Origin of the sequence: Lelliottia sp. 7254-16, assembly GCF_002922995.1 — a bacterium.
GTDB classification, from domain to species: domain Bacteria; phylum Pseudomonadota; class Gammaproteobacteria; order Enterobacterales; family Enterobacteriaceae; genus Enterobacter; species Enterobacter jeotgali.
In genome coordinates this window covers 90,161-112,708 of record NZ_PQVS01000019.1, presented here as the reverse complement: position 1 = coordinate 112,708, position 22,548 = coordinate 90,161, and the positions used below count along the sequence as shown (strand labels likewise).

Genomic DNA, 22,548 nt, shown 5'->3' with positions numbered 1-22,548 from the left:
GAAGCGTTTCCGTAAGGCCGGGGCGACGCGCAGGGATGCGCGGAGAGGGTGCGACCTGCATGGATGCAGGATCGCGCCCGACCCGAAAGTCTGAAGGAATAAGCTGAGGGCACCGCGAAGCGGCGATTTTCATTGCCGGGAGCCGGGATTGTTAAGGGGGCGGCGATAGCCCCCTTAACACGTTCACCGCAGAGAAACAGACAAAAAGCAGCGAACTAAGAGTGAACGGAACGATTCCACTCATTTCCCAAAGCGCATCAAACAGCACGGCCCCACATAGTTCTACTCAATAAACAGAGTATCCACCACATCAATCCAGCCGTGATCGCTCGCAACATCTTTGCCATTCAACCAGCGGCGCAGCATATTCAACGCCATCATCGCGCACACTTCCTGACGCACCGGCAGGCTGTAGCGCGTCGCGCTCATTTTCACCCGCAGGGCATGAGTTCCCTGCGGCGTGGCGAGGGCAAAGTTGAGATGCTCGTCTTCAAGCCCACTGACCGACAGCGCCAGCCCGGCGAAATGATTCACCCGACGATCGGCTGCCCAGTGAGCGGTTTGTGCCAACGTCTCTTCCTGAGAGGGCACCACTTCGCTCGCCAGCAGCGACGCGTTTTCTCGCGAGAGTTGCAGCGCCAGTAAACCGCCAGTGAATTGCTCGCTTAAGGTCAGGCTTAGCTGACGCTCCTGCAAATGACGGGCAATTTGCGCCGGTAATCCTTCGGTGCCTTCGAAGATCAGGTTTTCACCTGCCACGCGCTGCACTTCAGGCCATGCCGCCAGCATGGCTGCCTTTTCGCTGGCCGGGCCGGTGAGTTTTAACTCAATGATTGGCATCGAAGAGCGATAACCCATAGACACGCTTTCCGGCAGCGCAAGATGGTCGAGGCTTTGCGCCAGATCGCTTTCCGAGCGGCCAAAAGTGGTCAGACGCAGGCAGATCGGCGGCTCAGGCAGCGTGAAACGCTCGCGCAGGCGCGGCATGATTTCTTGCTCGACCATCACTTTAAATTCAGAGGGAACGCCAGGCGTGAAGAACATCAGGCAGCGGTTCAGCTTAACGGCAAACCCGCAGGCCGTGCCGACCGGGTTATTGATAAATTCGGCGCTGGCGGGGATTTCCGCCTGTTTGCGGTTGCTGGGAGCCATCACCCGACCACGATCGTTGAAGAAACGCTCCATTTCTGCCAGCCACGGCTCATGCAGCACCAGCCCCTCACCTTTTGCCGTCGCGGCAGCCAGTGCGCTGAGATCGTCGCTGGTCGGCCCAAGCCCACCGTTGACGATCAGCACATCCGCATGTTCGCTGCGCTCGCGCAGAACGTTAACCAGCGATTCAAGACTGTCGCCAACGGTATTGCGGCGCGTTAACGGTAATCCCTGCTCAAAGAAAAAATTGGCCAGCCAGGCCGCATTGGTATCAGTAATTTGTCCATGCAGCACTTCGTCGCCAGTGGACAACATTTCCACGCTTATCATCGTGTTCTCCCACTTATTTAGTGGAAACACTATAGCGCAAACGGATGTGGGGGGAAGAGAGAAACAGGCGCAGCAGAACGCCGCGCCCTAAAATCAGAAACCTGCGCTCACGCCAACGTACGGGCCATCGGCCAGCGCGTTGTCGCGGTTGCCGTCTTTACCGGCGAGGTTCAGGTAACGATAACCTGCTTCGATGGTGATTGGACGCATGATGGTCCAGCGCGCACCGGCGTTGGCTTCTTCGTAGCTGTCGATACCGCTGGAGAGTGAATCCGGAGAGTAGTAGTACTCACCAAACAGACCGAAGCTGTCGCCGATTTTCCACTGTAAACCGCCGCCCACTGCCGCCGCGTAGCCTTCGTCGCCATCGTTCGGATTGGTATAAATACCTTTCCCGCCAACGGTCGCCAGGAAGGGTCCCAGCGGAACATTCAGGCCGAGGCCGAGGCTTGCCGCATCGCCGTCGTCATCGTTGTGCGTCCAGCCGCCGGTCATCGCCAGGCCGGAGGTTTCCGTGCCCATGCCAAAACCGAGGTGGGTGTAATCCTGACCCGCCTGGCCGCTCACTGAAATCGCGTTTGCCGCCGCAGATACAACCATCAGGCCTAAGCCCAGTAATGCCACTTTTTTCATTGTCGTGATCCCGCACTTATTAAATATAGATGTCCCAAAACCGCGCGATTTTAACCCGAGCGTGCGTGGGATCAATGCGCTATCAGTGCGTATGACGTTTAGATTGTAACGATTTGAAACTTTCTGGCTTTTTTGCAAGCAGTGTTAAGGTCAGTTAACGGACTACCCTTTCAGAAAAGCGTTAACCCACTGCTGCAACGCCCGACGGGAGATTTTGATCCCACCGCTTTTCAGCTCGGCGGGTAACACCAGCCAGTGTCGCGGCTGCTGAAATCGCGCCAGTTTGTCGCTCACCCACTCGGGGAACGTCGAGATGTCTGCATTTTCGGCACACTCGATCACCGCCACCGGGCGCTGACCGAATTCAATGTCATCCAGCGGAACAACAAACACCTGATGAATCAAAGGATGTGCGACGATTACGCGCTCCAGCTCTTCCGGTTGGATGCCCTCGCCCCCGCTGAAAAACAGATTATCCATCCGTCCAACAATTGTCAGACGGCCATCGTGCAATTCCCCACGATCGCGGGTAGCGAACCAGCCCTGCTCGTTGGCAAGCGGCGCTAATCCCCCGTTGCGCCAGTAACCACTGGCCATGCTTTTCGCTTTCAGCCAGACTTCCCCATCAACAATCCTGACTTCGCGTCCTGGTAGCGCATACCCGACATCAGGTTGGCCGTCGGCTTCTTTCGCACAGACAGTCGACGCAAATTCCGTCAGCCCGTAGCCGCACCAGGTTCTGATGCCTTGCTGTTGCGCGTTGAGCGTTAACTCCACCGGAATGGCGGCACCGCCCAGCAGTACGGCTTTGAGGGCGACAGGCTCGTGATTATTCAGTAAGCGCCAGAGCTGCGTCGGCACCAGAGACGCATGCGTGCAGCCCTGTAGCATCTGCTCCAGCGGCTGTTTTTCACATACGGTTAAACGGGCACCGGCCCGCAGCCAGCGCCACAAAATCCCCTGACCGGAGACGTGAAATAGCGGGAGCGAGAGCAGCCAGTCGTCTTCTTCGGCGTACGGCATCAGGGAAAGCACGCCCTGTGCGCTGGCAAGATGCGCTTCACAGGTGTGTACCGCCGCTTTTGGCAGGCCAGTGGAGCCAGAGGTTAACGTCATGGACGCCAGCCGCTCAGGCTGCCATTGGGCTGCGTATTGGCCTGCGGATTCTTGCATTGAGAGTGACGATAATCCGTCGAACCCGCCGTCCAGCGCCAGCGCAAAGCGCAGAGTCATCTGCGGAAGTAACACATCCAGCAGCGGACGCGGAAGCTGCGGGTTGACGGGTAGAATCCGCGCGCCGCATTGCAGCAGCGCCAGCCAGGCGAGCAGCGTGCCGGGATGGTTTTGCGCCATCAGCATTACGCCGTCACCGGCCTGCACACCCTGCTGGTGGAAGCCGCTGGCCAGCGCATCGACGCGCTGACACAGCTGATGCCAGGTCAGGACTTCACTGTTCAGGCGCAACGCCGGTTTGTCGGCGTTTTGCCCGCGCCAGTGTCGCCACGGCCAGTCGGTAAAACTCATAGCAGCGGCTCCAGCACCTCAACGTCCACCAGGGGCAGCGAGTTGTCCGGCCAGCGACGCACCAGTTGAGCCTGCATCAGGTTGAGTGTGTCCAGCCCCGGAATGGTGTCTGGGGTCAGCCACGCGGCAATCCGCGCCAGTTGCGTCAGGCCGAGGCTCGATTCGATGGACGAACTGATCACTGCAGTCAAGCCCAGCGCGTGGGCCGCCGTGACCTGCTCGCGCACCTTGTCCAGACTGCCCGTGAGCGTTGGTTTGATCACCACTGCACTCACGCCAGGCTCGGCGATAAATTCGAAATCCGCCTCGCGCAGGCTTTCGTCCCAGGCAATCGCAATCCCGGTTTCGCGAGCGAACGCCCGTGAGTCGTCACGGGTTTTGCACGGTTCTTCCATAAAGGCGATGCGGTCGCGGTAATCCGGATTGACGTATTTCGCGAACTGCTGCGCTTTGAGCGGCGTCCAGGCGCGGTTGGCGTCCAGTCGCAGACGCAAATCGGGAATCGCTTCGAGCAGCAGGTTGACGACCATGCCGTCGCGCACCGCTTCGTACAGACCCACTTTGACCTTAGCGACTTTCTCGCCAGGCATGGCGGCAAGTGCGGCAAACAGCTCGTCCGGATCGCCGGAACAGAGCGGCGCGGCGCGATAATCTGCCGCCTCCGGCAGCGTGCCGTTAAGCTCCGCCAGCGCACAACTGATGCCGAACGCGGCAGACGGCACATCCGGCAGCGCCGGAGAAGCGCCGTCGCGCCAGGCGTTAACCCAGGTCAGCAGCGCCGCCTGGGCATCGTCCAGCGTTTCCAGGCTAAAGCCCGGCAGCGGCGAGACTTCGCCCCAGCCCTGCTTTTCGCCCTGCTGCAAATGGACGAACAGACCGTCACGGGTTTTTAACCGCCGTTCACGCAGCACCACGCCCGCGTCCATCGGTATCTGCCAGCGGTAAACCTGCGCGCGACGCATTACGGGTTCCGTTTGTATTTGCTGAAGTCTGGCTGGCGTTTTTCGTTAAACGCGTTGCGACCTTCCTGCCCTTCTTCGGTCATGTAGAACAGCATGGTGGCGTTACCCGCCAGCTCCTGCAGGCCGGCCTGACCGTCGCAGTCTGCGTTCAGTGCGGCTTTCAGGCAGCGCAGCGCCATCGGGCTGTTTTGCAGCATTTCGCGACACCAGCGGACGGTCTCTTTTTCCAGATCGGCAATGGGCACCACGGTGTTAACAAGGCCCATATCCAGCGCCTCTTTGGCGTCGTACTGACGGCACAGGAACCAGATTTCACGCGCTTTTTTCTGGCCAACAATACGCGCCATATAGGAGGCGCCCCAGCCGCCGTCGAAGGAGCCGACTTTCGGGCCGGTCTGGCCGAAAATAGCGTTTTCAGCGGCAATCGTCAGGTCACACATCATGTGCAGCACGTGGCCGCCACCGATGGAGTAACCCGCGACCATTGCGACAACAGGTTTTGGACAGGTGCGGATCTGGCGCTGGAAATCGAGCACGTTCAGGTGATGCACGCCGGAGTCGTCCTGGTATCCGCCGTAGTCGCCGCGCACTTTCTGATCGCCGCCCGCGCAGAAGGCTTTATCGCCTTCGCCGGTCAGAACGATCGCGCCGATGTTATCGTCGTAGCGCGCGTCGGCCATTGCCTGCATCATCTCTTTGACGGTCAGAGGACGAAACGCGTTACGCACCTGCGGACGGTTAATGGTGATTTTGGCAATGCCGTCGGCAGATTTGTGATAACGAATATCCGTGTAGCCTTCGGAGCAGTCTTGCCATTCAACGGGTGCATACAGCATTTGTTCATCAGGGTAGATCATGGGATGTCCTTTATTCGAAGACGCAGTATCTGCGCCAGACACGCGGCGACCGCAGCGGGATTGTCCCGGTGGGCGTTGTGTCCGGCATTGGGAATCACGTGGCGTTCGGCGTGAAGTTCAGCCGTGAGGCCTGCAAACTTGTGGTCACGTTCGCCATACAGGTAGTGAAAAGGTGCCGCGCACGCACTGAGCGCCGCGCGTAAATCGGGTTGTGCCGCCAGAGAGGTGGCTTCCAGCATGGCCGCCAGGGTCGCGCCGTTGTTTTGGCTACGCAGGGCAACCAGTTCGTCGCACTGCGCGTCGGTCAGAGAGGCAAAGACCGGCTGCTGATACCAGTCCTGGAAGACTGACGCCAGGGGTTCATCGCGAAAACGCATCGCCCAGCGGGTGTCGGAATCGGCTCGCGCCTCTCGCTCTGTGGCGTCGCGCAGGCCAGGATGTCCGCCCTCGACGATCAGCCCCGCCGATCCTTCCGGCTGCTGGCAGGCATGAAACATGGCCACGCGGCCGCCGAGGGAGTACCCCACCAGCCAGTATTTAAGTATGTTGTAACTAAGCAGAGTTTTGGTCAGCAGCTGACTTAGGTCGTTGAATCCTGTCACCGCGATATCCTGTGAACCGCCGTGGCCAGGGAGATCGAGATACAGCTGCGGATAGTCCGGCAGTTTCTTGCCTATATTTTGCCATTCACGGTTATCGCCGGAAAAACCGTGCAGGAAAACCAGCCAGGGGAAACCTGGCTTTCCAGCGCGTGTTTCACCGGCGAGGATCATAGGTGGCTCACCTGGGCGAGAAGATTTTGCAGCTTCTGCGCGCCGTCAGAATCGTTCACCACCAGCTCAATCAGCGTGGCACCAGGCTGTTTCCAGGCGCGGTTCATGGCTTCATCCAGATCGGCCCAACTTTCCGGGCGGCGGTATTTGAGGCTAAACATTGCGGCGGCGTGCTCAAAATTCACGTTTTGCGGCATGAGGTAGAAACGCTCGCGCTCGCTTTGCGGCGTCGGCAGCAGGGAGAAAATCTGCCCGCCGTTATTGTTGACCACAATCAGCACGAACGGCGCGGAGACCTGGCGCAGCAGCGCCAGCGCGTTAAGGTCATACAGGGCCGATAAATCTCCGACAATCGCCAGTGTCGATTTCGCGCTCGCGCGCTGTACGCCTGCCGCCGTAGAGATCAATCCGTCGATACCGCTGGCGCCCCGGTTACTGTAGACCGGATATCCGGCAGGTAACTTAGACAGGGCATCAATCAGACGCACCACCAGGCTATTACCGACAAACAGTTGGCCCTGCTCAGGCAGATACTGGCGGATACGGTGCGCCAGTTCGGCCTCGCCAAACCCTTCGCACTGCTGAGCGGTTAACTCCCAGGCCTGGCGCGACAGCATCGGGATATCTGTCGCCCACGGCTGGCGTTTTTCCGCCGGATGAGCATCCAGCCAGTCGTCGATATTGCTGACCAGACGACGCCCGCGATGGTGCGCCGGATCGAGCCGACCTTCCAGCGGATCGACCAGCCAGTATTCTTCCGGCTCGCAGGAGGTTTGCCATTGCAGCACGCGCTTACCGGTGAGGCTCGATCCCAGTTGAACAACAATCTGCGCCTGCGCCAGTTCTGTCACTGCTTTGGCGTTACTCAGCCAAAGGTCGGCGCACGGCAGCGGCTGCCCGGTTTGCGAGAGCGCGTCGCCAATCAGCGGCCAGCCCAGGGTTTGCGCCCACTCCGCCACCTGTTTACCTTCAGCGGCAGTCATCCGCCCGGCGAGTACCACGCCGCGCTTTTGCCGCCAGAAGAACCAGTCACGCTGTTTTGCGCTTTCGAGATGGGTTTGTGCGCGCAGCCAGGGTTTGTCGCTGCGCCACCAGTTGCCGAGGGTTTGCTGCCACTCCACGCCGGTGTTATCCATTTCGCCATACAACGGTTCAGCGAACGGGCAGTTGATGTGCAGCGCCCCGCTGTGCAGCGATCCCAGCGCGTTATCAATCGTTGAGACCAGCCAGCTGGCGGGGATGTCCTGGGTCGGGCGCGGTAACGCGATGGACTGAGACGGATGAGAGGCAAAAATGCCCGGCTGACGAATCGCCTGGTTGGCACCGCAGTCGATCAGCTCAGGCGGACGGTCGGCGGTAAGCAGAATAAGCTTTTCGCCCGTCAACCCGGCTTCAATCAGCGCCGGATAGAGATTCGCGACCGCCGTACCGGACGTCACAATGACTGCCACGGGCGCCTGGCTGACTTTTGCCAGCCCCAGCGCCAGATGGCCAAGACCGCGCTCATCAAAATGGGTGTGATGAATAAACGCACGGTTTTCTGCCGCTGCCAGCGTCAGCGGCGTAGAACGTGAGCCCGGCGCAATACACACATGCCTGACGCCATGGCGAGTCAGGGCTTCAAGGATCACCGTCGCCCAGCGTCGGTTAAAAGAACTTACTGACATGAAATTGTCCGGTATCAATATTGAGACACAGTATAAATAATAGAGAGTGATTGAATTTTGATATGAATCGGGAATGCGCGACTCAGTCTTAATCATTAAGGAGCAGTGTCCTCAGCCCTGCGGCTTTGTTCTCTATCTCCTGCCACTCCTCCTCGGGGACGGAACCACTGACGATCCCCGCACCGGCGTAGAGTCTCACTGCACAATCAGTGATGCGCGCGCTGCGAAGCGCAACGCAAAACTCGCTTTGTGCGGGGGAAAGATATCCGGCAGAACCGGCGTACCATTCCCGGTCGAAGGGTTCAAACGCCTGAATAAAATCGCGCGCAGGCAGACGCGGCAAACCTGCGACGGCGGCCGTCGGCTGTAACAACTGCAAACACTGTTCGTCGTTGGCGTCGTGTAATTCAGTCCAGATACAGCGACGCAGGTGTTGTACCTTTCTCAGGCGAACAATTTGCGCCGGAAGCACTTCCAGCGCCTGCGTGTGGTGTTGTAACCGCTGGCAGATATCTTCCACCACCAGCATGTTTTCACGCTGGTTTTTGTCGTCCGCCAGCAGCCAGTCGCCAAGACGCTGAGCCTGACCGTCATCAGGATGGCTGGCCACGGTACCGGCCAGCGCTTCAGTGCGCAAATGCTTGCCACGCCTGCGCCATAAGCGCTCCGGCGAGGAGCCCATAAACGCGCTGTGGGCATCGAATACCATGCAGAAATGGTAGCAGTTGAGATTCAAACGGCGGCTGGCGGCCATCAGCGCGATGGCGTTCACGCCACGGTCGAAGTGCAGATCGGTCGCGCGGGCCAGCACCACTTTATCGAATGCGCCACGCTCGATGGTATCGGTGGCCTGTGAAACCAGACGTAGCCATTCCGTCTTCGCTGGCTGGTGGGTTTCGCGCACCTTATTCAGCGAAAGAGATGCAATAGGTTTGAGATTGCAGAGCTGCTGCACGAAATCACGGGCCTGTTGCGCATCATCCTGTAGCGAATGGTCGCTCGCCAGGTTCAGGCGCAACGTCGCCACCCCACCGAGGCGCAGCCATAGCAGGCGCGGCAGAAACAGATGGCTTTTTTCCGGAGTAAACGCGTTCAACCCGCAAATACGGGTATCATCGGGAAGCGAAGGGTTCTGCAAGAACTGGCGAGCGAGAGAAAGTGAGGAGAAGTGCTGCACCGCGCCGAGGGCGGCAAGTTCTTCTTCACCGTTACGCTGCTGCCAGTAAAATTGGGGATAACACGCCTGAGCGCCCAGCCAGGCCAGCGGGTCGAAGGCATCGTTTAACGGGAAAGCAATGTCGATATGGCTTACGCCGGGGGTTGCCGGAAAGTCTTGCGCCAGAAAGCTGCAAAGACGTTCCATCGCGACTGAAATCGAATGCACGCTGACCTCTCCCTGTTAAAACCTCACATTATACGGGGTACTTAGCCTAAAAAGCAGTACCCACGTTTAGGGAGGGGTCACCGTTTGTGCGCAGAATCAGCGGCGAGCGAGCAGAAGCCCTAACACCAAGCCTGCCGCAGCCCCAACACCAATACCCTGCCACGGTTTTTCGTGTACATAATCATCGGCGCGATAGACTGCTTTTTTAGCCCGGTAATAGTAATTATCGGACGCATTGCTGACGCGGTTTTTCACCTCTTCCAGCGCCTGCTCCGCACGTGCTTTTAACTCAATGTACTTTTGGTCAGCCGGATCGCCTGAAGAACGCAGCACTTCTTCCAGCGTTTCGCTAAGCAGCGCCAGGTCGTCGTCGATACGGGAATCCCAGGATTGAAATGACATATTTTTCTCCATGTGAGTGCTTCAGTCCGCTAACTATAGACAACGACCGCGCATTACGCCTGTTTCGCTTCCCGCGCCATCCCGATGTGCGGAATGCCATCTTCGTCATACACTTCCGTGACGGGAGCGAAGCCAAAGTGAGCGTAGAACGGTTGCAGATGTGCCTGTGCGCCCAGATATAACGCCTTGTCTGGCCACTGATTTTCACAAGAAGCTAGCGTGTGCTCCATCAATGCATAGCCGAGTTTTTCGCCGCGCGCTTTGCCGCTGATAATCACCCGGCCAATGACGACAGGGTCATAATCGTCTTCGCTTTTCAGAATCCTCGCATACGCTACCAGCTCGTCATCTTTCCAGCCGAGGATATGGCGGTTCTCACCCACCAGGTCATCACCGTCGATGTCCTGATACGGGCAGGTTTGTTCCACGACGAATACTTCGCAGCGTAATTTGAGTAATGCGTACAGGGCAGAAACGGTCAGTTCACTATGATGTAAATCTTGCCACTGGATCATGTCAGTCTCCTTCTTGGGTTTCATCCCGTTATACTAAACACTTCTCGGGAGTCATAGAGTTTGATGATGTTATGGAACTGATTTTTCTCGGTACGTCCGCGGGCGTGCCAACCCGATCACGAAATGTGACGGCGATTCTGCTCGATTTGCAGCACCCCACGCACGCCGGTTTATGGCTTTTCGACTGTGGTGAAGGGACGCAGCATCAGCTGTTACGCACCACCTATCACCCTGGCAAACTGGATAAGATTTTTATTACCCACCTGCACGGCGACCATCTGTTTGGTTTGCCGGGGCTGCTGTGCAGCCGTTCGATGGCCGGAAATGCAAATCCTTTGACGATTTACGGCCCGGCAGGAATTAAAGAGTTTGTTGAAACCACCCTGCGCCTCAGCGGGTCGTGGACCGATTATCCGCTGGAAGTCATTGAAATCACCGAAGGCGTGGTTTTTGCAGACCCGCGTTATACGGTCACTGCACAATCGCTGAATCATCCGGTGGAGTGTTACGGCTATCGCGTTGATGAGCACGATAAACCTGGCGCACTCGATGCCGCAGCGCTTATCAGGGACGGCATCAAGCCGGGTCCGCTGTTCCAGCAGTTGAAAAACGGTGAAACCGTGACGCTGGATGACGGGCGTGTCGTCAACGGACAGGACTATCTTGCGGCCCCTGTTGCTGGCAAAAAAGTGGCAATTTTTGGCGATACGGCCCCTTGTCCGCAGGCGCTGATTCTGGCTCACGGCGTCGATGTTCTGGTCCACGAGGCGACGCTTGAGGCGGCAATGGAAGAGAAAGCCAACAGCCGGGGACATAGCTCTACCCGTCAGGCGGCGGCCCTGGCGCGGGATGCGGGTGTGAAGAAACTGATCGTCACCCACTTAAGCTCACGCTACGACGCGCAGGGCTGTGCCGCGCTACTGACTGAATGCCGGGATGTGTTCGCAGAGTGCGAGTTGGCCCACGATTTCTTGCAGGTTTGCGTTTAGCCCTTCACTTTTCCCTCGGCGTGCCGATAACGATTAAAAGGCAAGCATCTCACTTGAGGGTAAAATGGATAATTTCCAGAAAGATATTGATGACAGGGCGAATCTGACCCTGTCGAACCGGTTTGAGCTGTTGTTGTTCCGTCTCGGCACCTCGATGAATGAGAACAAGTCTGAGCTGTTTGGCATTAACGTCTTTAAGCTGCGCGAAATTGTTCCGATGCCGGAATTCACCAAACCCGCAGGCATGAAATCGCCACTCATGGGGATGGTTAATATCCGCGATCAGGTGATTCCGGTTATCGATCTGTCAGCAGTCGCGGGCTGTACACCCAAAACGGGTCTGAATATTTTGCTGATTACCGAATATGCCCGCAGCGTGCAGGCGTTTGCCGTGGAGTCGGTGGACAATATCATGCGACTGGACTGGAAGCAGGTGCATGCAGCCGAAACCGCCGTCAGCGGGCGGTATATCACCAGCATCGCCAGCCTGGATGAAGGCGCCGATTCTAACAATCTGGCGATGGTCCTCGACGTCGAGCAGATTTTGTATGACATCACCCCGGCCAACCACGATTTGCACGCCACCAATCTGAAAACCAACAAATTCAACATCAAGCCTGGCGCGGTGGCGATTGTGGCTGAAGATTCAAAAGTCGCCCGTTCAATGCTGGAAAAAGGGCTGGAGGCGATGAATATTCCGGCCCAGCTGCATATCACCGGCAAAGAAGCGTGGGAAAAAATCGGCGTTCTGGCTGCACAGGCACAGGCTGAAGGCGTGCCGATTACCGATAAAATCGCACTGGTATTGACCGACCTTGAAATGCCGGAGATGGACGGATTTACGCTGACGCGCAAAATCAAATCAGACGAAATCCTCAAGCACATTCCGGTTGTCATTCACTCCTCCCTTTCCGGGAACGCCAACGAAGATCATATCCGCAAGGTGAAGGCCGACGGATATGTGGCGAAGTTTGAGCTTAACGAGCTGTCATCGGTGATTGAGGAAGTGCTGGATCGTTCGATGAAGAAGATTGATGGGCCGTTGATCAGCCGTAAACAGCTGGCGTGATTTGTGCCTGATTGCCGGGTGGCGGCTTCGCCTTACCCGGCCTACAAAAGCGATAGGAACGTAGGCCGGGTAAGCGAAGCGACACCCGGCAATAAAAAACCCGCCGAAGCGGGTTTTTTTACGTCTGTCACTCTTACATCAGCGGCATCGCGTGCTGTACCAGGGTAATCAGCGGCTGCGGATAGATACCGAAGATCAGCACCAGCAGCGCGGAGATCAGCACCACAATACCGCCAGCGCTGTACTGCCAGTTGGTTGGCGCATCGCGGTTCAACTGCTGCGGCGCGTTCAGATACAGGCTCACAGCAACACGCAGATAGTAGTACAGACCGATTGCGGAACCGATAACCACCGCAGCGGTCAGCCACCACAGGCCAGCCTGCACACCGACAGCCAGCACGTAGAACTTACCGATAAAGCCTAGCGTCATCGGGATACCCGCCAGAGAGAGCATCATCACGGTCATCACCGCAGACAGAATCGGACGGTGCCAGAACAGACCACGGTAAGAGTACAGTGAATCTGCATCCGGACCACGGTACGGGCTGGACATCAGACTCACCACGCCGAACGCGCCGAGACTGCTGAACAGATAACCTGCCAGGTAAACGCCGACGGCTTCCATCGACATTGAGCCGCTCTGCAGCGCAATCAGTGCCACCAGCAGATAGCCCAGGTGAGAGATAGACGAGTAACCCAGCAGACGCTTGATATTGGTCTGGCTCAGCGCCATCAGGTTACCGAAGATGATCGAGGCGAAGGCAATAATGCCCAGCACTACGCGTACCGCTTCGCTGTCGCCGACTGGCGCGTACAGGAACAGACGCATCACCACGCCGAAGATAGCGATTTTGCTCGCCGTCGCCAGGAAAGTGGAAACAGGAGCCGGAGCGCCCTGATACACGTCTGGCGTCCACAGGTGGAACGGAACCAGAGAAAGTTTAAAGCCGAGGCCAACAATCATCAGGCCCAGACCCGCCAGCAGCAGCGGTTCATGCAGCATGGTGTCGCCGAGGCTCTTACCAAGCGCCACGAAAGAGAGGTTACCGGACTGTGCATACAGCAGCGCCATACCAAACAGCAGGAAGGACGATGCCGCAGCAGACAGAATCATGTACTTGATAGCGGCTTCCAGAGAACGCTTCTGGCGGAATGCATAACCAATCAGGCCGAACAGCGGGAGAGAGATCAGCTCAATACCGAGGAACAGGGCCGCCAGATGGTTGGCATTCGCCAGCAGGATCCCGCCGAGAGCGGCAATCAGAACCAGCAGGTAAAACTCTTCTTTGTTGTCGTTGTAGCCTTCGAGCCACGGGTACGCAAAGGTACAAGTCGCCAGACTCGCCAGCAGAACCAGCCCGGTATAAAGCATCGCAAAGCCGTCAACGCGCATCAGCGGGGTGACATCCATTGCGCCCGCCTGGCCAACAAACCAGAGGGAAACTAACGCAGCGTTCAGTCCCAGAACCGACAGCGTCGCATTCAGGAAATGATTGCGTCGCCACGCAATGGAGAGCATCACAACCACCACCGTCAATCCGACGATCAGCAGCGGTAGCAGCGCAATCAGTTGTTGTGGAGTTATTGTCATGGCGATTTACGGCCTTGTAGTAGAAGCAGAATTAACAAACCACTGCTGGATGTTACCCATCGCGGAATGCGACGTATCCAGAATCGGCTGCGGATAGAAGCCCAGCAGCACCAGCAGTACAACAATCAGCAGAACGATGGACAGTTCGCGCGGTGACATCCCCGGCAGTTCCTGCGCCGCGATTTGGCTCTTCGCTTTACCGAAGTAAGCGCGATGCAGCATCGCCAGCGAGTAAACGGACGCGAAGACCAGGCCGAAGGTGGAGACCACCGTAATCACCGGAACCACTTTGAAGCTGCCGAACAGAATCATAAATTCGCCGACAAAGTTACCGGTGCCCGGCATCCCCAGCGTCGCCACTGCGAAGAACATCGACAGGGCTGGCAGCCACTTAATTTTGCTCCACAGACCGCCCATCATGCGCATGTCACGGGTATGCAGACGTTCGTACAACTGACCGCAGAGGATGAAGAGACCTGCCGCAGAGAGACCGTGCGCAATCATCTGAATCACCGCGCCCTGGTACGCCAGCTGGCTGCCGGTGTAGATAGCAATCAGCACGAAGCCCATGTGGGAAACGGAGGTATACGCGATAAGACGTTTGATGTCGTACTGCGTGAATGCCATCCATGCGCCGTAGAAGATGCCAATAACACCGAGCCACATCGCAATCGGCGCGAACTCAGCGGAAGCATTCGGGAACAGCGGCAGCGCAAAGCGCAGCAGACCGTAAGCCGCGGTTTTCAGCAAGATCCCCGCCAGGTCGACAGAACCCGCCGTTGGTGCCTGGGAGTGCGCGTCTGGCAGCCAGCCGTGCAGCGGAACCACCGGCATTTTCACCGCAAACGCGATGAAGAAGCCCAGCATCAACAGGTATTCCACGCCGTGAGACATTGGCGTTTTCAGCAGGTCTTCGTAGTTGAAGGTCCAGATACCGGTCGCGTTGTGGTGAACAAATACCAGCCCCAGGATCGCAATCAACATCACCAGACCACTCGCCTGGGTGTAGATGAAGAACTTGGTCGCCGCCGTGATACGCGTTTTACCGTCGGATGCCTTGTGGCCCCACAGCGCGATCAGGAAGTACATCGGCACCAGCATCATTTCCCAGAAGAAGAAGAACAGGAACATGTCGATGGCAAGGAACACGCCGATCACGCCGCCCAGGATCCACATCAGGTTCAGGTGGAAGAATCCCTGGTATTTTTGAATCTCATTCCAGGAACACAGTACCGCCAGAACGCCGAGCAGGCCGGTCAGCACCACCATCAGCAGCGACAGTCCGTCGATGGCGAGGTGGATCGTAATACCAAAGCGCGGTATCCACGGCAGGATAAATTCAGACTGCCACTGCGGAATGCCCGCAGACTGGGTCAGTGAATAGCCGCCCTGCAACCAGAGTTGCAGACCAAGTGCAAGCGTCAATCCCATGGTGATCAGCGCAATCCAGCGCGGCATCTTCACGCCAAAGCGTTCGGTCTGCCAGCACAGGAACCCACCAATGAAGGGAATTAATATTAGCCAGGGTAGTAACATGGCGATTTTTATTCCTTTTTAAGGCCTCAGCAGAGGCCGATGTTCAACGAATTCTCACGGAAAATTCAGTTCGGATGGGGTTTGTTGTGTCGGGTGGCGCTTACGCTTACCCGACCTACGGTCTTGTAGGCCCGGTAAGCGCAGTGCCACCGGGCGAAACCCCATCTCAAATCAACGCAACACCATCAGCAGCGCCAGCACGACAACCGCACCAATGCTCATCGAAGCCACATACCAGCGCAGATAACCGTTCTCGCTCAACAGCAGGCCTTTACCTGCGAAGCGGGACAGCACCGCCGGGATGTTCATCATGGAGTTCATTGGATCGCGTTTCAGCAGCCACGCAATGCCGAGGAACGGCTTAACGAAGATCATGTCGTACAGCCAGTCGAAGCCCCACGCGTTGTACCACCAGGTGCCCAGCAGACGGCCCGGCGCACTGTTAGCCACCGCAGTGACCAGAGTACGTTTGCCCAGCCACAGCCATGCAGCGATCAGGATGCCCGCGATAGCGACCACACCCGAGGTGATTTCAAGCGTCAGAACGCGACCGTGCTCAAGCTCGGTGGTGTCTGGCAGTACGCCCTGCAGCGGTGGCACAATCATCGCGCCAACGAAGGTAGACAGCACCAGTAGCACCAGCAGCGGCAGGTGGTGGGTAATCCCCTTCCCTGCGTGAGCGTGAATTTGTTCTTTACCGTGGAACACGATGAAAATCATTCGGAAGGTATACAGGGAGGTCATGAATGCACCGACCAGACCTGCCACCATCAGATTGATATGACCATTTGCCATCGCACCCGCAAGGATTTCGTCCTTACTGAAGAAGCCCGCGGTGATGATCGGCAGAGCCGACAGCGCCGCGCCACCCACCAGGAAGCAGACATAAACCAGCGGAATAGATTTGCGCAGACCGCCCATCTTGAAGATGTTCTGCTCGTGGTGGCACGCCAGAATGACGGAGCCGGACGAGAGGAACAGCAGCGCTTTGAAGAACGCGTGCGTCATCAGGTGGAAAATCGCCGCGTCCCATGCCTGTACGCCGAGCGCCAGGAACATGTAGCCAATCTGGCTCATGGTGGAGTAAGCGAGAACGCGTTTGATGTCGGTCTGAACCAGCGCGGCAAAGCCCGCCAGCACCAGCGTTACCGCACCCACGATACCGACCAGGTGCAGGATTTCCGGGGTCATCAGGAACAGGCCATGAGTACGCGCAATCAGATAAACACCGGCGGTCACCATGGTTGCCGCGTGGATCAGCGCGGAGACAGGCGTTGGGCCTGCCATCGCGTCCGCAAGCCAGGTCTGCAACGGCAGCTGTGCGGATTTACCCACAGCACCACCGAGGAGCATCAGCGTTGCCCACGTCAGCATGTTGTTGCCTGCTTCGAAGTGAGCCGGTGCCAGTTCCACCATTTCGCGGAAGTTCAGCGTGCCCAGTTCGTTGTAAAGAATGAACAGCGCGAAAGCGAGGAACACGTCACCCACACGGGTCACGATGAACGCTTTCATGGCCGCTGCGCCATTCTTCGGATCGGTGTAGTAGAAACCGATCAGCAGGTAAGAACAGAGACCCACGCCTTCCCAGCCGAGATACATCAACAGCAGGTTATCACCCAGCACCAGAACCACCATGCTGGCGATAAACAGGTTGGTGTAGGCGAAGAAGCGGGAGTAACCCTCTTCACCGCGCATATACCAGGAGGCGAACATGTGGATCAGGAAGCCGACACCGGTCACCACGGAGAGCATGGTCAGAGACAGACCATCCAGCACCAGACTGAAACCGATGTTGAAATCACCGACCGACATCCAGGTCCACAGCGGCAGGGTAAATGCCTGCTTGCCGTTGTTAAAGAAGTCGATACCCGCATACGCTGTCACCAACGCAGCCAGGCCGATTGAGCCAATCCCCACGGTGGCGGACAGATTTTCTGACCAGCGACCGCGAGAAAACGCCAGCAGCATAAAGCCGATCAGCGGGAAAATAATGGTAAAGGCGAGCATGTTCATCCACGCAACTCACTTACTGAATCGATGTTCAGGTTCTGGCGGCGACGATGGAGCTGCAGCAACAGCGCCAGGCCAATACTCGCTTCGGCAGCCGCAAGGCTGATGGCGAGAATGTACATTACCTGACCATCGGTCTGGCCCCAGTAGCTACCGGCGACCACAAAGGCCAGCGCGGAAGCGTTGATCATGATTTCCAGACCGATCAGCATAAACAGCAGATTGCGGCGGATAACCAGACCGGTTAAGCCCAGAACGAACAAAATCGCGGCGAGGATCAGTCCATGTGTTAAGGGGATCATGCGCGCTCCTCCGTTTTTCTTTTCGCGCTGTCATTCGCACGGTTGCTCAGCACTTCGCCAGCACGCTCTTCGCGACCGACGTGGAAGGCCACAACCAGACCCGCCAGCAGCAGCATCGACGCCAGTTCAACGGCCAGTACGTACGGGCCAAACAGCGTGATACCGACCGCTTTCGCGCTAATCGGCGTACCGTCGATGCCCTGATCGTTAACGCCGAGAATCGCGTAAACGATAACCGCTAACATGATGGCCGACAGAATCGCCGGGCCAATCCACACCTGCGGTTTTAACCACTGACGTTCTTGTTCAATTTCAGAGCCGCCCAGGTTCAGCATCATCACCACGAAGACGAACAGAACCATAATGGCACCGGCGTAGACGATGATTTCCAGTGCGCCCGCAAAGTGGGCGCCCAGCGAGAAGAACACGCCGGAAATGGCCAGCAGCGAAATGATTAAATACAGCAGCGCATGCACCGGATTGGTGTGCGTAATCACTCGCAGCGTGGCCAGGATGGCGATAAGGCCACAGATATAAAAAGCGAATTCCATTGCCCCTCTCCTTACGGTAACAGGCTCTTGACGTCGATAGGCTTGGCTTCGTTCTCTGCTTCGCCCTTATCTTTGCCGTCGATTGCCATACCCGCCATCCGGTAGAAGTTATATTCCGGGTATTTGCCCGGACCGGAAATCAGCAGATCCTCTTTCTCGTACACCAGGTCCTGACGCTTGTACTCACCCAGTTCGAAATCTGGAGTCAGCTGAATCGCCGTGGTTGGGCACGCTTCTTCGCACAGACCGCAGAAAATGCAGCGTGAGAAGTTAATGCGGAAGAACTCAGGGTACCAGCGGCCATCTTTGGTCTCTGCTTTCTGCAAAGAGATACAGCCGACCGGACAGGCTACCGCACACAGGTTACAGGCCACGCAGCGCTCTTCGCCGTCCGGATCGCGGGTCAGCACGATACGGCCACGGTAGCGCGGCGGCAGATATACCGGCTCTTCCGGATACATCTGGGTTTCGCGTTTTGCAAACGCGTGCAGGCCGATCATCCAGATACTGCGAAGCTGGGTGCCAGTGCCTACCAATAATTCTTTTAAGGTCATGTTCTATAGCCCCTTATGGCTGCTGCCAGAGAATGACAGCCGCCGTTACCAACAAGTTGACGAGCGTCAGCGGCAGGCACACTTTCCAGCCGAAGGACATTACCTGGTCATAACGCGGACGCGGTAAGGACGCACGAATCAAAATGAACATCATCATGAAGAACGCGGTTTTCAGCGCGAACCAGATGAACGGCGGTAAGAACGGGCCATGCCAGCCACCAAAGAACAGCGTTACCATCAACGCGGAAATGGTGACGATACCGATGTACTCGCCCACGAAGAACAGACCGAATTTCATGCCGGAATATTCAATGTGGTAACCGTCGGCCAGTTCCTGTTCGGCTTCTGGCTGGTCAAACGGGTGACGGTGACACACCGCCACGCCCGCGATGGCAAAGGTGACAAAACCAAAGAACTGCGGAATGACGTTCCAGATATCAGCCTGGTTATTGACGATGTCGGTCATGTTGAATGAACCGGCCTGCGCCACCACGCCCATCAGGGAAAGACCGAGGAACACTTCGTAGCTCAGGGTCTGCGCAGACGCACGCATCGCACCCAGCAGGGAGTATTTGTTGTTACTCGACCAGCCCGCGAACAGGACCGCGTAAACCGCGAGGCCTGCCATCATCAGGAAGAACAGGATCCCGATGTTCAGGTCCGCCACCACCCAGGTCGGACTGACCGGGACGATAGCAAAAGCCAGCAGCAGCGAGGTAAAGGCGATCATCGGCGCCAGGGTAAAGATGACGCGATCCGAGAATTTCGGGATCCAGTCTTCTTTAAAGAACATCTTGATCATGTCCGCGACCAGCTGGAGTGAACCACCCCAGCCCACGCGGTTCGGTCCGTAACGGTTCTGGAACAGACCGAGCAGACGACGTTCACCAAAGCTCATGAACGCACCGCAGGTGACAACCACCAGCAGAATGACCACCGCCTTGAGAATGCTTAACAGAATTTCGATGAGATCCGGCGTTAACCAACTCATACTTGTGCCTCCTGCAGATTATCAAGACGCGCGCCCGCCAGTACCGGAGCGATGCCCGGCAGACCCATCGGCAGACCGACCTGCCCTGCTGTCAGACCGTCCGTAATAATCAGCGGCAGGCTGATGGTCTGGCCTTCATAGCTAAAGGAGACCTGGCTGCCCGCATTGACGCCAAGCTTCGCGGCATCCGCCGGATTGAGCTTGATGTACGGCTGCGGCATACGCGTCTGGAACACCGGAGAACGCTGGGACATCTCGTCACTACCAAACAGATGGTAGTAAGGCGCGATACGCCAGTTGCCTTCCTGCGCTTCGAAGCTTGCCGGAACGGTCGTGAAGTACTCCAGACCCGTTTCGCTCGCTTCAATCAAACGAACACCGGGATCGCCGTGGCGCAGAGAACCACCCACTTCGGCCTGGAACTTGTTCCATGCCTGCGGGGAGTTCCAGCCCGGTGCCCATGCGAACGGAATCTGAGAACGCGGTGCAGACGGCTGGTTGTTCCCTTCCATCGAGAAGGCGAACATGGTGTCTTTATCCTGCGGCTGACGCGGTTCGTGCACGCTGATATTCGCGCGCATCGCCGTACGGCCACTGTAACGGTGCGGTTCACGCGCCAGTTTCTGGCCGCGAATGCGGAAGTTCGCATCCGGCGCAGCATCTTTAATGCCTGCCAGTTGTGGCAGTTTGGCCACCACTGCGTCGATAACATCATCGAGCTGCGTCCAGTCCACCTGACGGTTTTCCACGGTGCTGTGCAGAGAGTGCAGCCAGCGCCAGCTTTCCAGCATCACGTTGTTGCTGTCGTAGTAAGACGGGTCATAAACCTGGAAGAAACGCTGTGCGCGGCCTTCGTTGTTGATAACCGTACCGTCGCTTTCAGCAAAACTTGCTGCCGACAGCACCAGATGCGCTTTGTCCATGATCGCCGTACGCTGATGGTCGATAACCATTACCAGCGGTGCTTTAGACAGGGCCGCATCTACGCGGGCCGCAGACGCATGACGATGCAGGTCGTTCTCAAGGACGATAACGCCGTCAGCCGCACCCGATTCGAGTTCGCTTAATGCTTCTTCCAGAGAACCGCCGCCAATCATACCCAGACCGACGCTGTTCACGGCGCGTGCAATCATGGTCACGCCCACGTCCGCTCCGCGCCCTTTCAGCGCTTTCGCGACGTTTGCCGCAGCCTGAATCACGTCCGGGCTACCGGCGTTAGTGCCGGAAATAATCAGCGGTTTTTTCGCTCCGGCCAAAGCCTGAACGATCACGTCGATCTTGTTTTGCAGGTCACGATCCAGGCCTTCAACGGCCGGAGCACTGTTATCCAGCGCGTGAGCAATGGCAAAACCGAGACGCGCCTGATCTTCTACCGGTGCGCGATAGGTCCACGCCGCGATGTCGTCCAGACGGGTGTTGTCGACGTTTGTGACAAACAGCGGATGCTTGGCGCGCTGGCCGATATTCAGGATCGCCGCAATCTGCCAGTCAGCCACTTTCTGGGCCGCTGCCATTTCACGTGCTTTACCTTTCACCGCCTGACGAACCGCCAGGGCAACGCGTGCCCCGGTCTGCGTCAGGTCTTCGCCCAGCACCAGCACGGCGTCATAGGATTCGATTTCGCGCAGCGCAGGAGTACGAATACCGCCTTCGCGCAGCACTTTCAGCACCAGTTGCAGACGTTCCTGCTCGCCGTTGGCGATCCCGGTGTAGAAGTTATCCGCACCCACCAGCTCACGCAGCGCAAAGTTGCTTTCGACGCTGGCACGCGGGGAGCCGATACCGATCACTTTCTTCGACTGGCGCAGAATATCTGCTGCGCCCTGCATCGCTTGCTCAGCGTTGAGGGTGATCAGGTCATCGCCACGGCGCTGAACCGGCTGACGCGGACGGTCTTTCAGATTCACATAGCCATAGCCGAAACGACCACGGTCGCAGAGGAAGTAGTGGTTAACGGTACCGTTGTAACGGTTTTCGATACGACGCAGTTCGCCGTAGCGCTCACCCGGGCTGGTGTTACAGCCGAGGGAACATTGCTGGCAGATGCTTGGCGCAAACTGCATGTCCCACTTACGGTTATAACGCTCGGAGTGCGTTTTGTCGGTGAATACGCCGGTCGGGCAGATTTCTACCAGGTTGCCGGAGAATTCGCTTTCCAGCGTACCGTCTTCCGGACGACCAAAGTAGACGTTGTCATGTGCGCCATACACGCCCAGATCCTGACCGTCTGCATAATCTTTGTAGTAACGCACACAGCGGTAGCAGGCGATGCAGCGGTTCATTTCATGAGAGATGAACGGCCCCAGATCCTGATTGCGGTGGGTACGTTTGGTAAAGCGATAGCGACGGAAGCTGTGACCGGTCATGACGGTCATATCCTGAAGGTGGCAGTTACCGCCCTCTTCGCAGACCGGACAGTCGTGCGGGTGGTTGGTCATCAACCATTCCACAACGCTCTCGCGGAACTGTTTCGCTTCTTCGTCTTCAATCGAAATAAAGGTGCCTTCGGTCGCTGGTGTCATACAGGACATGACCAGGCGTCCACGCGTGTCTTCCGCGTTTTGATATTGCTTCACCGCACACTGGCGGCAAGCACCGACGCTGCCCAGCGCCGGATGCCAGCAAAAATACGGAATATCAAGGCCGAGAGACAGACAAGCTTCTAGCAGGTTGTCGGCCCCGTTGACCTCGTATTCTTTGCCGTCTACATGAATCGTAGCCATTAGCATGCTTCCAGTTGGCTCAGAATAAATCTG

General features: G+C 57.3%; 20 protein-coding genes. 2 read left to right on the top strand and 18 right to left on the bottom strand.

What is annotated here, in order from left to right:
* Positions 1–282: 282 nt before the first annotated feature.
* The 10 genes from C3708_RS20575 to C3708_RS20530 all read right to left on the bottom strand — a co-directional run bounded on the left by C3708_RS20575 (position 283) and on the right by C3708_RS20530 (position 10,199).
* Complete coding sequence (locus C3708_RS20575; RefSeq protein ID WP_103950095.1) at positions 283–1,482, bottom strand: nicotinamide mononucleotide deamidase-related protein YfaY; 1,200 nt, start codon at positions 1,480–1,482, stop codon at positions 283–285.
* A gap of 93 nt (positions 1,483–1,575) precedes the next feature.
* On the bottom strand, positions 1,576–2,115 hold the full coding sequence (locus tag C3708_RS20570) for a YfaZ family outer membrane protein (RefSeq protein ID WP_103950094.1): 540 nt from the start codon (positions 2,113–2,115) through the stop codon (positions 1,576–1,578).
* 162 nt (positions 2,116–2,277) lie between these two features.
* Positions 2,278–3,639, bottom strand: a complete 1,362-nt coding sequence (gene menE / locus C3708_RS20565) for an o-succinylbenzoate--CoA ligase (RefSeq protein WP_103950093.1) — start codon at positions 3,637–3,639, stop codon at positions 2,278–2,280.
* Positions 3,636–4,601 carry an o-succinylbenzoate synthase gene (gene menC / locus C3708_RS20560; protein ID WP_095282733.1) on the bottom strand — a complete coding sequence of 322 codons (966 nt, stop codon included), beginning with the start codon at positions 4,599–4,601 and terminating at the stop codon, positions 3,636–3,638. The genes menE and menC overlap by 4 nt, the downstream gene beginning before the upstream one ends.
* Positions 4,601–5,458 carry a 1,4-dihydroxy-2-naphthoyl-CoA synthase gene (gene menB / locus C3708_RS20555; protein ID WP_095282734.1) on the bottom strand — a complete coding sequence of 286 codons (858 nt, stop codon included), beginning with the start codon at positions 5,456–5,458 and terminating at the stop codon, positions 4,601–4,603. The genes menC and menB overlap by 1 nt, the downstream gene beginning before the upstream one ends.
* Positions 5,455–6,231 carry a 2-succinyl-6-hydroxy-2,4-cyclohexadiene-1-carboxylate synthase gene (gene menH, locus C3708_RS20550; RefSeq protein WP_103950092.1) on the bottom strand — a complete coding sequence of 259 codons (777 nt, stop codon included), beginning with the start codon at positions 6,229–6,231 and terminating at the stop codon, positions 5,455–5,457. The genes menB and menH overlap by 4 nt, the downstream gene beginning before the upstream one ends.
* Positions 6,228–7,898 (bottom strand): 2-succinyl-5-enolpyruvyl-6-hydroxy-3-cyclohexene-1-carboxylic-acid synthase, encoded by a 1,671-nt coding sequence (gene menD / locus C3708_RS20545; protein WP_103950091.1) that lies wholly within the window; start codon positions 7,896–7,898, stop codon positions 6,228–6,230. The genes menH and menD overlap by 4 nt, the downstream gene beginning before the upstream one ends.
* 88 nt (positions 7,899–7,986) lie before the next feature.
* The gene (menF, locus tag C3708_RS20540) at positions 7,987–9,282 is read right to left on the bottom strand and encodes an isochorismate synthase MenF (protein ID WP_103950090.1); all 1,296 of its coding nucleotides are present in this window, start codon (positions 9,280–9,282) and stop codon (positions 7,987–7,989) included.
* A gap of 96 nt (positions 9,283–9,378) precedes the next feature.
* The gene (gene elaB, locus C3708_RS20535; protein WP_095284335.1) at positions 9,379–9,684 is read right to left on the bottom strand and encodes a stress response protein ElaB; all 306 of its coding nucleotides are present in this window, start codon (positions 9,682–9,684) and stop codon (positions 9,379–9,381) included.
* Positions 9,685–9,737: 53 nt separating this feature from the next.
* The gene (locus C3708_RS20530) at positions 9,738–10,199 is read right to left on the bottom strand and encodes a GNAT family N-acetyltransferase (RefSeq protein ID WP_103950089.1); all 462 of its coding nucleotides are present in this window, start codon (positions 10,197–10,199) and stop codon (positions 9,738–9,740) included.
* A 71-nt stretch (positions 10,200–10,270) separates the two neighbouring features.
* Here C3708_RS20530 and rnz point away from each other — a divergent pair, with 71 nt between their 5' ends.
* A complete protein-coding gene (gene rnz / locus C3708_RS20525) occupies positions 10,271–11,188 on the top strand; it encodes a ribonuclease Z (protein WP_103950088.1) in 918 nt (305 codons plus the stop codon).
* A gap of 64 nt (positions 11,189–11,252) precedes the next feature.
* Positions 11,253–12,257, top strand: a complete 1,005-nt coding sequence (locus C3708_RS20520) for a chemotaxis protein (RefSeq protein ID WP_095282740.1) — start codon at positions 11,253–11,255, stop codon at positions 12,255–12,257.
* A 133-nt stretch (positions 12,258–12,390) separates the two neighbouring features.
* On the opposite strand, the gene nuoN is transcribed toward C3708_RS20520, so the two are convergent.
* From nuoN to nuoG, 8 genes are all read right to left on the bottom strand, one after another.
* Positions 12,391–13,848: an NADH-quinone oxidoreductase subunit NuoN gene (gene nuoN, locus C3708_RS20515; protein WP_095282741.1), complete on the bottom strand. Its 1,458-nt coding sequence runs from the start codon at positions 13,846–13,848 to the stop codon at positions 12,391–12,393.
* A 6-nt stretch (positions 13,849–13,854) separates the two neighbouring features.
* Complete coding sequence (gene nuoM / locus C3708_RS20510) at positions 13,855–15,384, bottom strand: NADH-quinone oxidoreductase subunit M (protein ID WP_095282742.1); 1,530 nt, start codon at positions 15,382–15,384, stop codon at positions 13,855–13,857.
* 171 nt (positions 15,385–15,555) lie between these two features.
* Complete coding sequence (nuoL, locus tag C3708_RS20505; RefSeq protein ID WP_095282743.1) at positions 15,556–17,397, bottom strand: NADH-quinone oxidoreductase subunit L; 1,842 nt, start codon at positions 17,395–17,397, stop codon at positions 15,556–15,558.
* Positions 17,394–17,696 (bottom strand): NADH-quinone oxidoreductase subunit NuoK, encoded by a 303-nt coding sequence (nuoK, locus tag C3708_RS20500; RefSeq protein ID WP_003861496.1) that lies wholly within the window; start codon positions 17,694–17,696, stop codon positions 17,394–17,396. The genes nuoL and nuoK overlap by 4 nt, the downstream gene beginning before the upstream one ends.
* On the bottom strand, positions 17,693–18,247 hold the full coding sequence (nuoJ, locus tag C3708_RS20495) for an NADH-quinone oxidoreductase subunit J (RefSeq protein WP_095282744.1): 555 nt from the start codon (positions 18,245–18,247) through the stop codon (positions 17,693–17,695). Before nuoJ ends, nuoK begins: the two co-directional genes overlap by 4 nt.
* An 11-nt stretch (positions 18,248–18,258) precedes the next feature.
* Positions 18,259–18,801 carry an NADH-quinone oxidoreductase subunit NuoI gene (nuoI, locus tag C3708_RS20490; protein WP_095282745.1) on the bottom strand — a complete coding sequence of 181 codons (543 nt, stop codon included), beginning with the start codon at positions 18,799–18,801 and terminating at the stop codon, positions 18,259–18,261.
* 13 nt (positions 18,802–18,814) lie between these two features.
* Entirely contained in the window at positions 18,815–19,792 is a 978-nt protein-coding gene (gene nuoH / locus C3708_RS20485) for an NADH-quinone oxidoreductase subunit NuoH (protein WP_095282746.1), read from the bottom strand.
* On the bottom strand, positions 19,789–22,515 hold the full coding sequence (gene nuoG / locus C3708_RS20480; protein WP_133159908.1) for an NADH-quinone oxidoreductase subunit NuoG: 2,727 nt from the start codon (positions 22,513–22,515) through the stop codon (positions 19,789–19,791). Before nuoG ends, nuoH begins: the two co-directional genes overlap by 4 nt.
* Positions 22,516–22,548 lie beyond the last annotated feature (33 nt).

Bases quoted from the DNA above. Each gene is read 5' to 3' on its own strand.
- nuoK (WP_003861496.1), bottom strand. From the start codon at position 17,696: ATGATCCCCTTAACACATGGACTGATCCTCGCCGCGATTTTGTTCGTT.
- elaB (WP_095284335.1), bottom strand. From the start codon at position 9,684: ATGTCATTTCAATCCTGGGATTCCCGTATCGACGACGACCTGGCGCTG.
- C3708_RS20570 (WP_103950094.1), bottom strand. From the start codon at position 2,115: ATGAAAAAAGTGGCATTACTGGGCTTAGGCCTGATGGTTGTATCTGCG.
- menE (WP_103950093.1), bottom strand. From the start codon at position 3,639: ATGAGTTTTACCGACTGGCCGTGGCGACACTGGCGCGGGCAAAACGCC.
- C3708_RS20530 (WP_103950089.1), bottom strand. From the start codon at position 10,199: ATGATCCAGTGGCAAGATTTACATCATAGTGAACTGACCGTTTCTGCC.
- menC (WP_095282733.1), bottom strand. From the start codon at position 4,601: ATGCGTCGCGCGCAGGTTTACCGCTGGCAGATACCGATGGACGCGGGC.
- C3708_RS20575 (WP_103950095.1), bottom strand. From the start codon at position 1,482: ATGATAAGCGTGGAAATGTTGTCCACTGGCGACGAAGTGCTGCATGGA.
- menB (WP_095282734.1), bottom strand. From the start codon at position 5,458: ATGATCTACCCTGATGAACAAATGCTGTATGCACCCGTTGAATGGCAA.
- nuoN (WP_095282741.1), bottom strand. From the start codon at position 13,848: ATGACAATAACTCCACAACAACTGATTGCGCTGCTACCGCTGCTGATC.
- nuoG (WP_133159908.1), bottom strand. From the start codon at position 22,515: ATGGCTACGATTCATGTAGACGGCAAAGAATACGAGGTCAACGGGGCC.
- C3708_RS20520 (WP_095282740.1), top strand. From the start codon at position 11,253: ATGGATAATTTCCAGAAAGATATTGATGACAGGGCGAATCTGACCCTG.
- nuoJ (WP_095282744.1), bottom strand. From the start codon at position 18,247: ATGGAATTCGCTTTTTATATCTGTGGCCTTATCGCCATCCTGGCCACG.
- menD (WP_103950091.1), bottom strand. From the start codon at position 7,898: ATGTCAGTAAGTTCTTTTAACCGACGCTGGGCGACGGTGATCCTTGAA.
- nuoH (WP_095282746.1), bottom strand. From the start codon at position 19,792: ATGAGTTGGTTAACGCCGGATCTCATCGAAATTCTGTTAAGCATTCTC.
- nuoI (WP_095282745.1), bottom strand. From the start codon at position 18,801: ATGACCTTAAAAGAATTATTGGTAGGCACTGGCACCCAGCTTCGCAGT.
- nuoM (WP_095282742.1), bottom strand. From the start codon at position 15,384: ATGTTACTACCCTGGCTAATATTAATTCCCTTCATTGGTGGGTTCCTG.
- menH (WP_103950092.1), bottom strand. From the start codon at position 6,231: ATGATCCTCGCCGGTGAAACACGCGCTGGAAAGCCAGGTTTCCCCTGG.
- rnz (WP_103950088.1), top strand. From the start codon at position 10,271: ATGGAACTGATTTTTCTCGGTACGTCCGCGGGCGTGCCAACCCGATCA.
- nuoL (WP_095282743.1), bottom strand. From the start codon at position 17,397: ATGAACATGCTCGCCTTTACCATTATTTTCCCGCTGATCGGCTTTATG.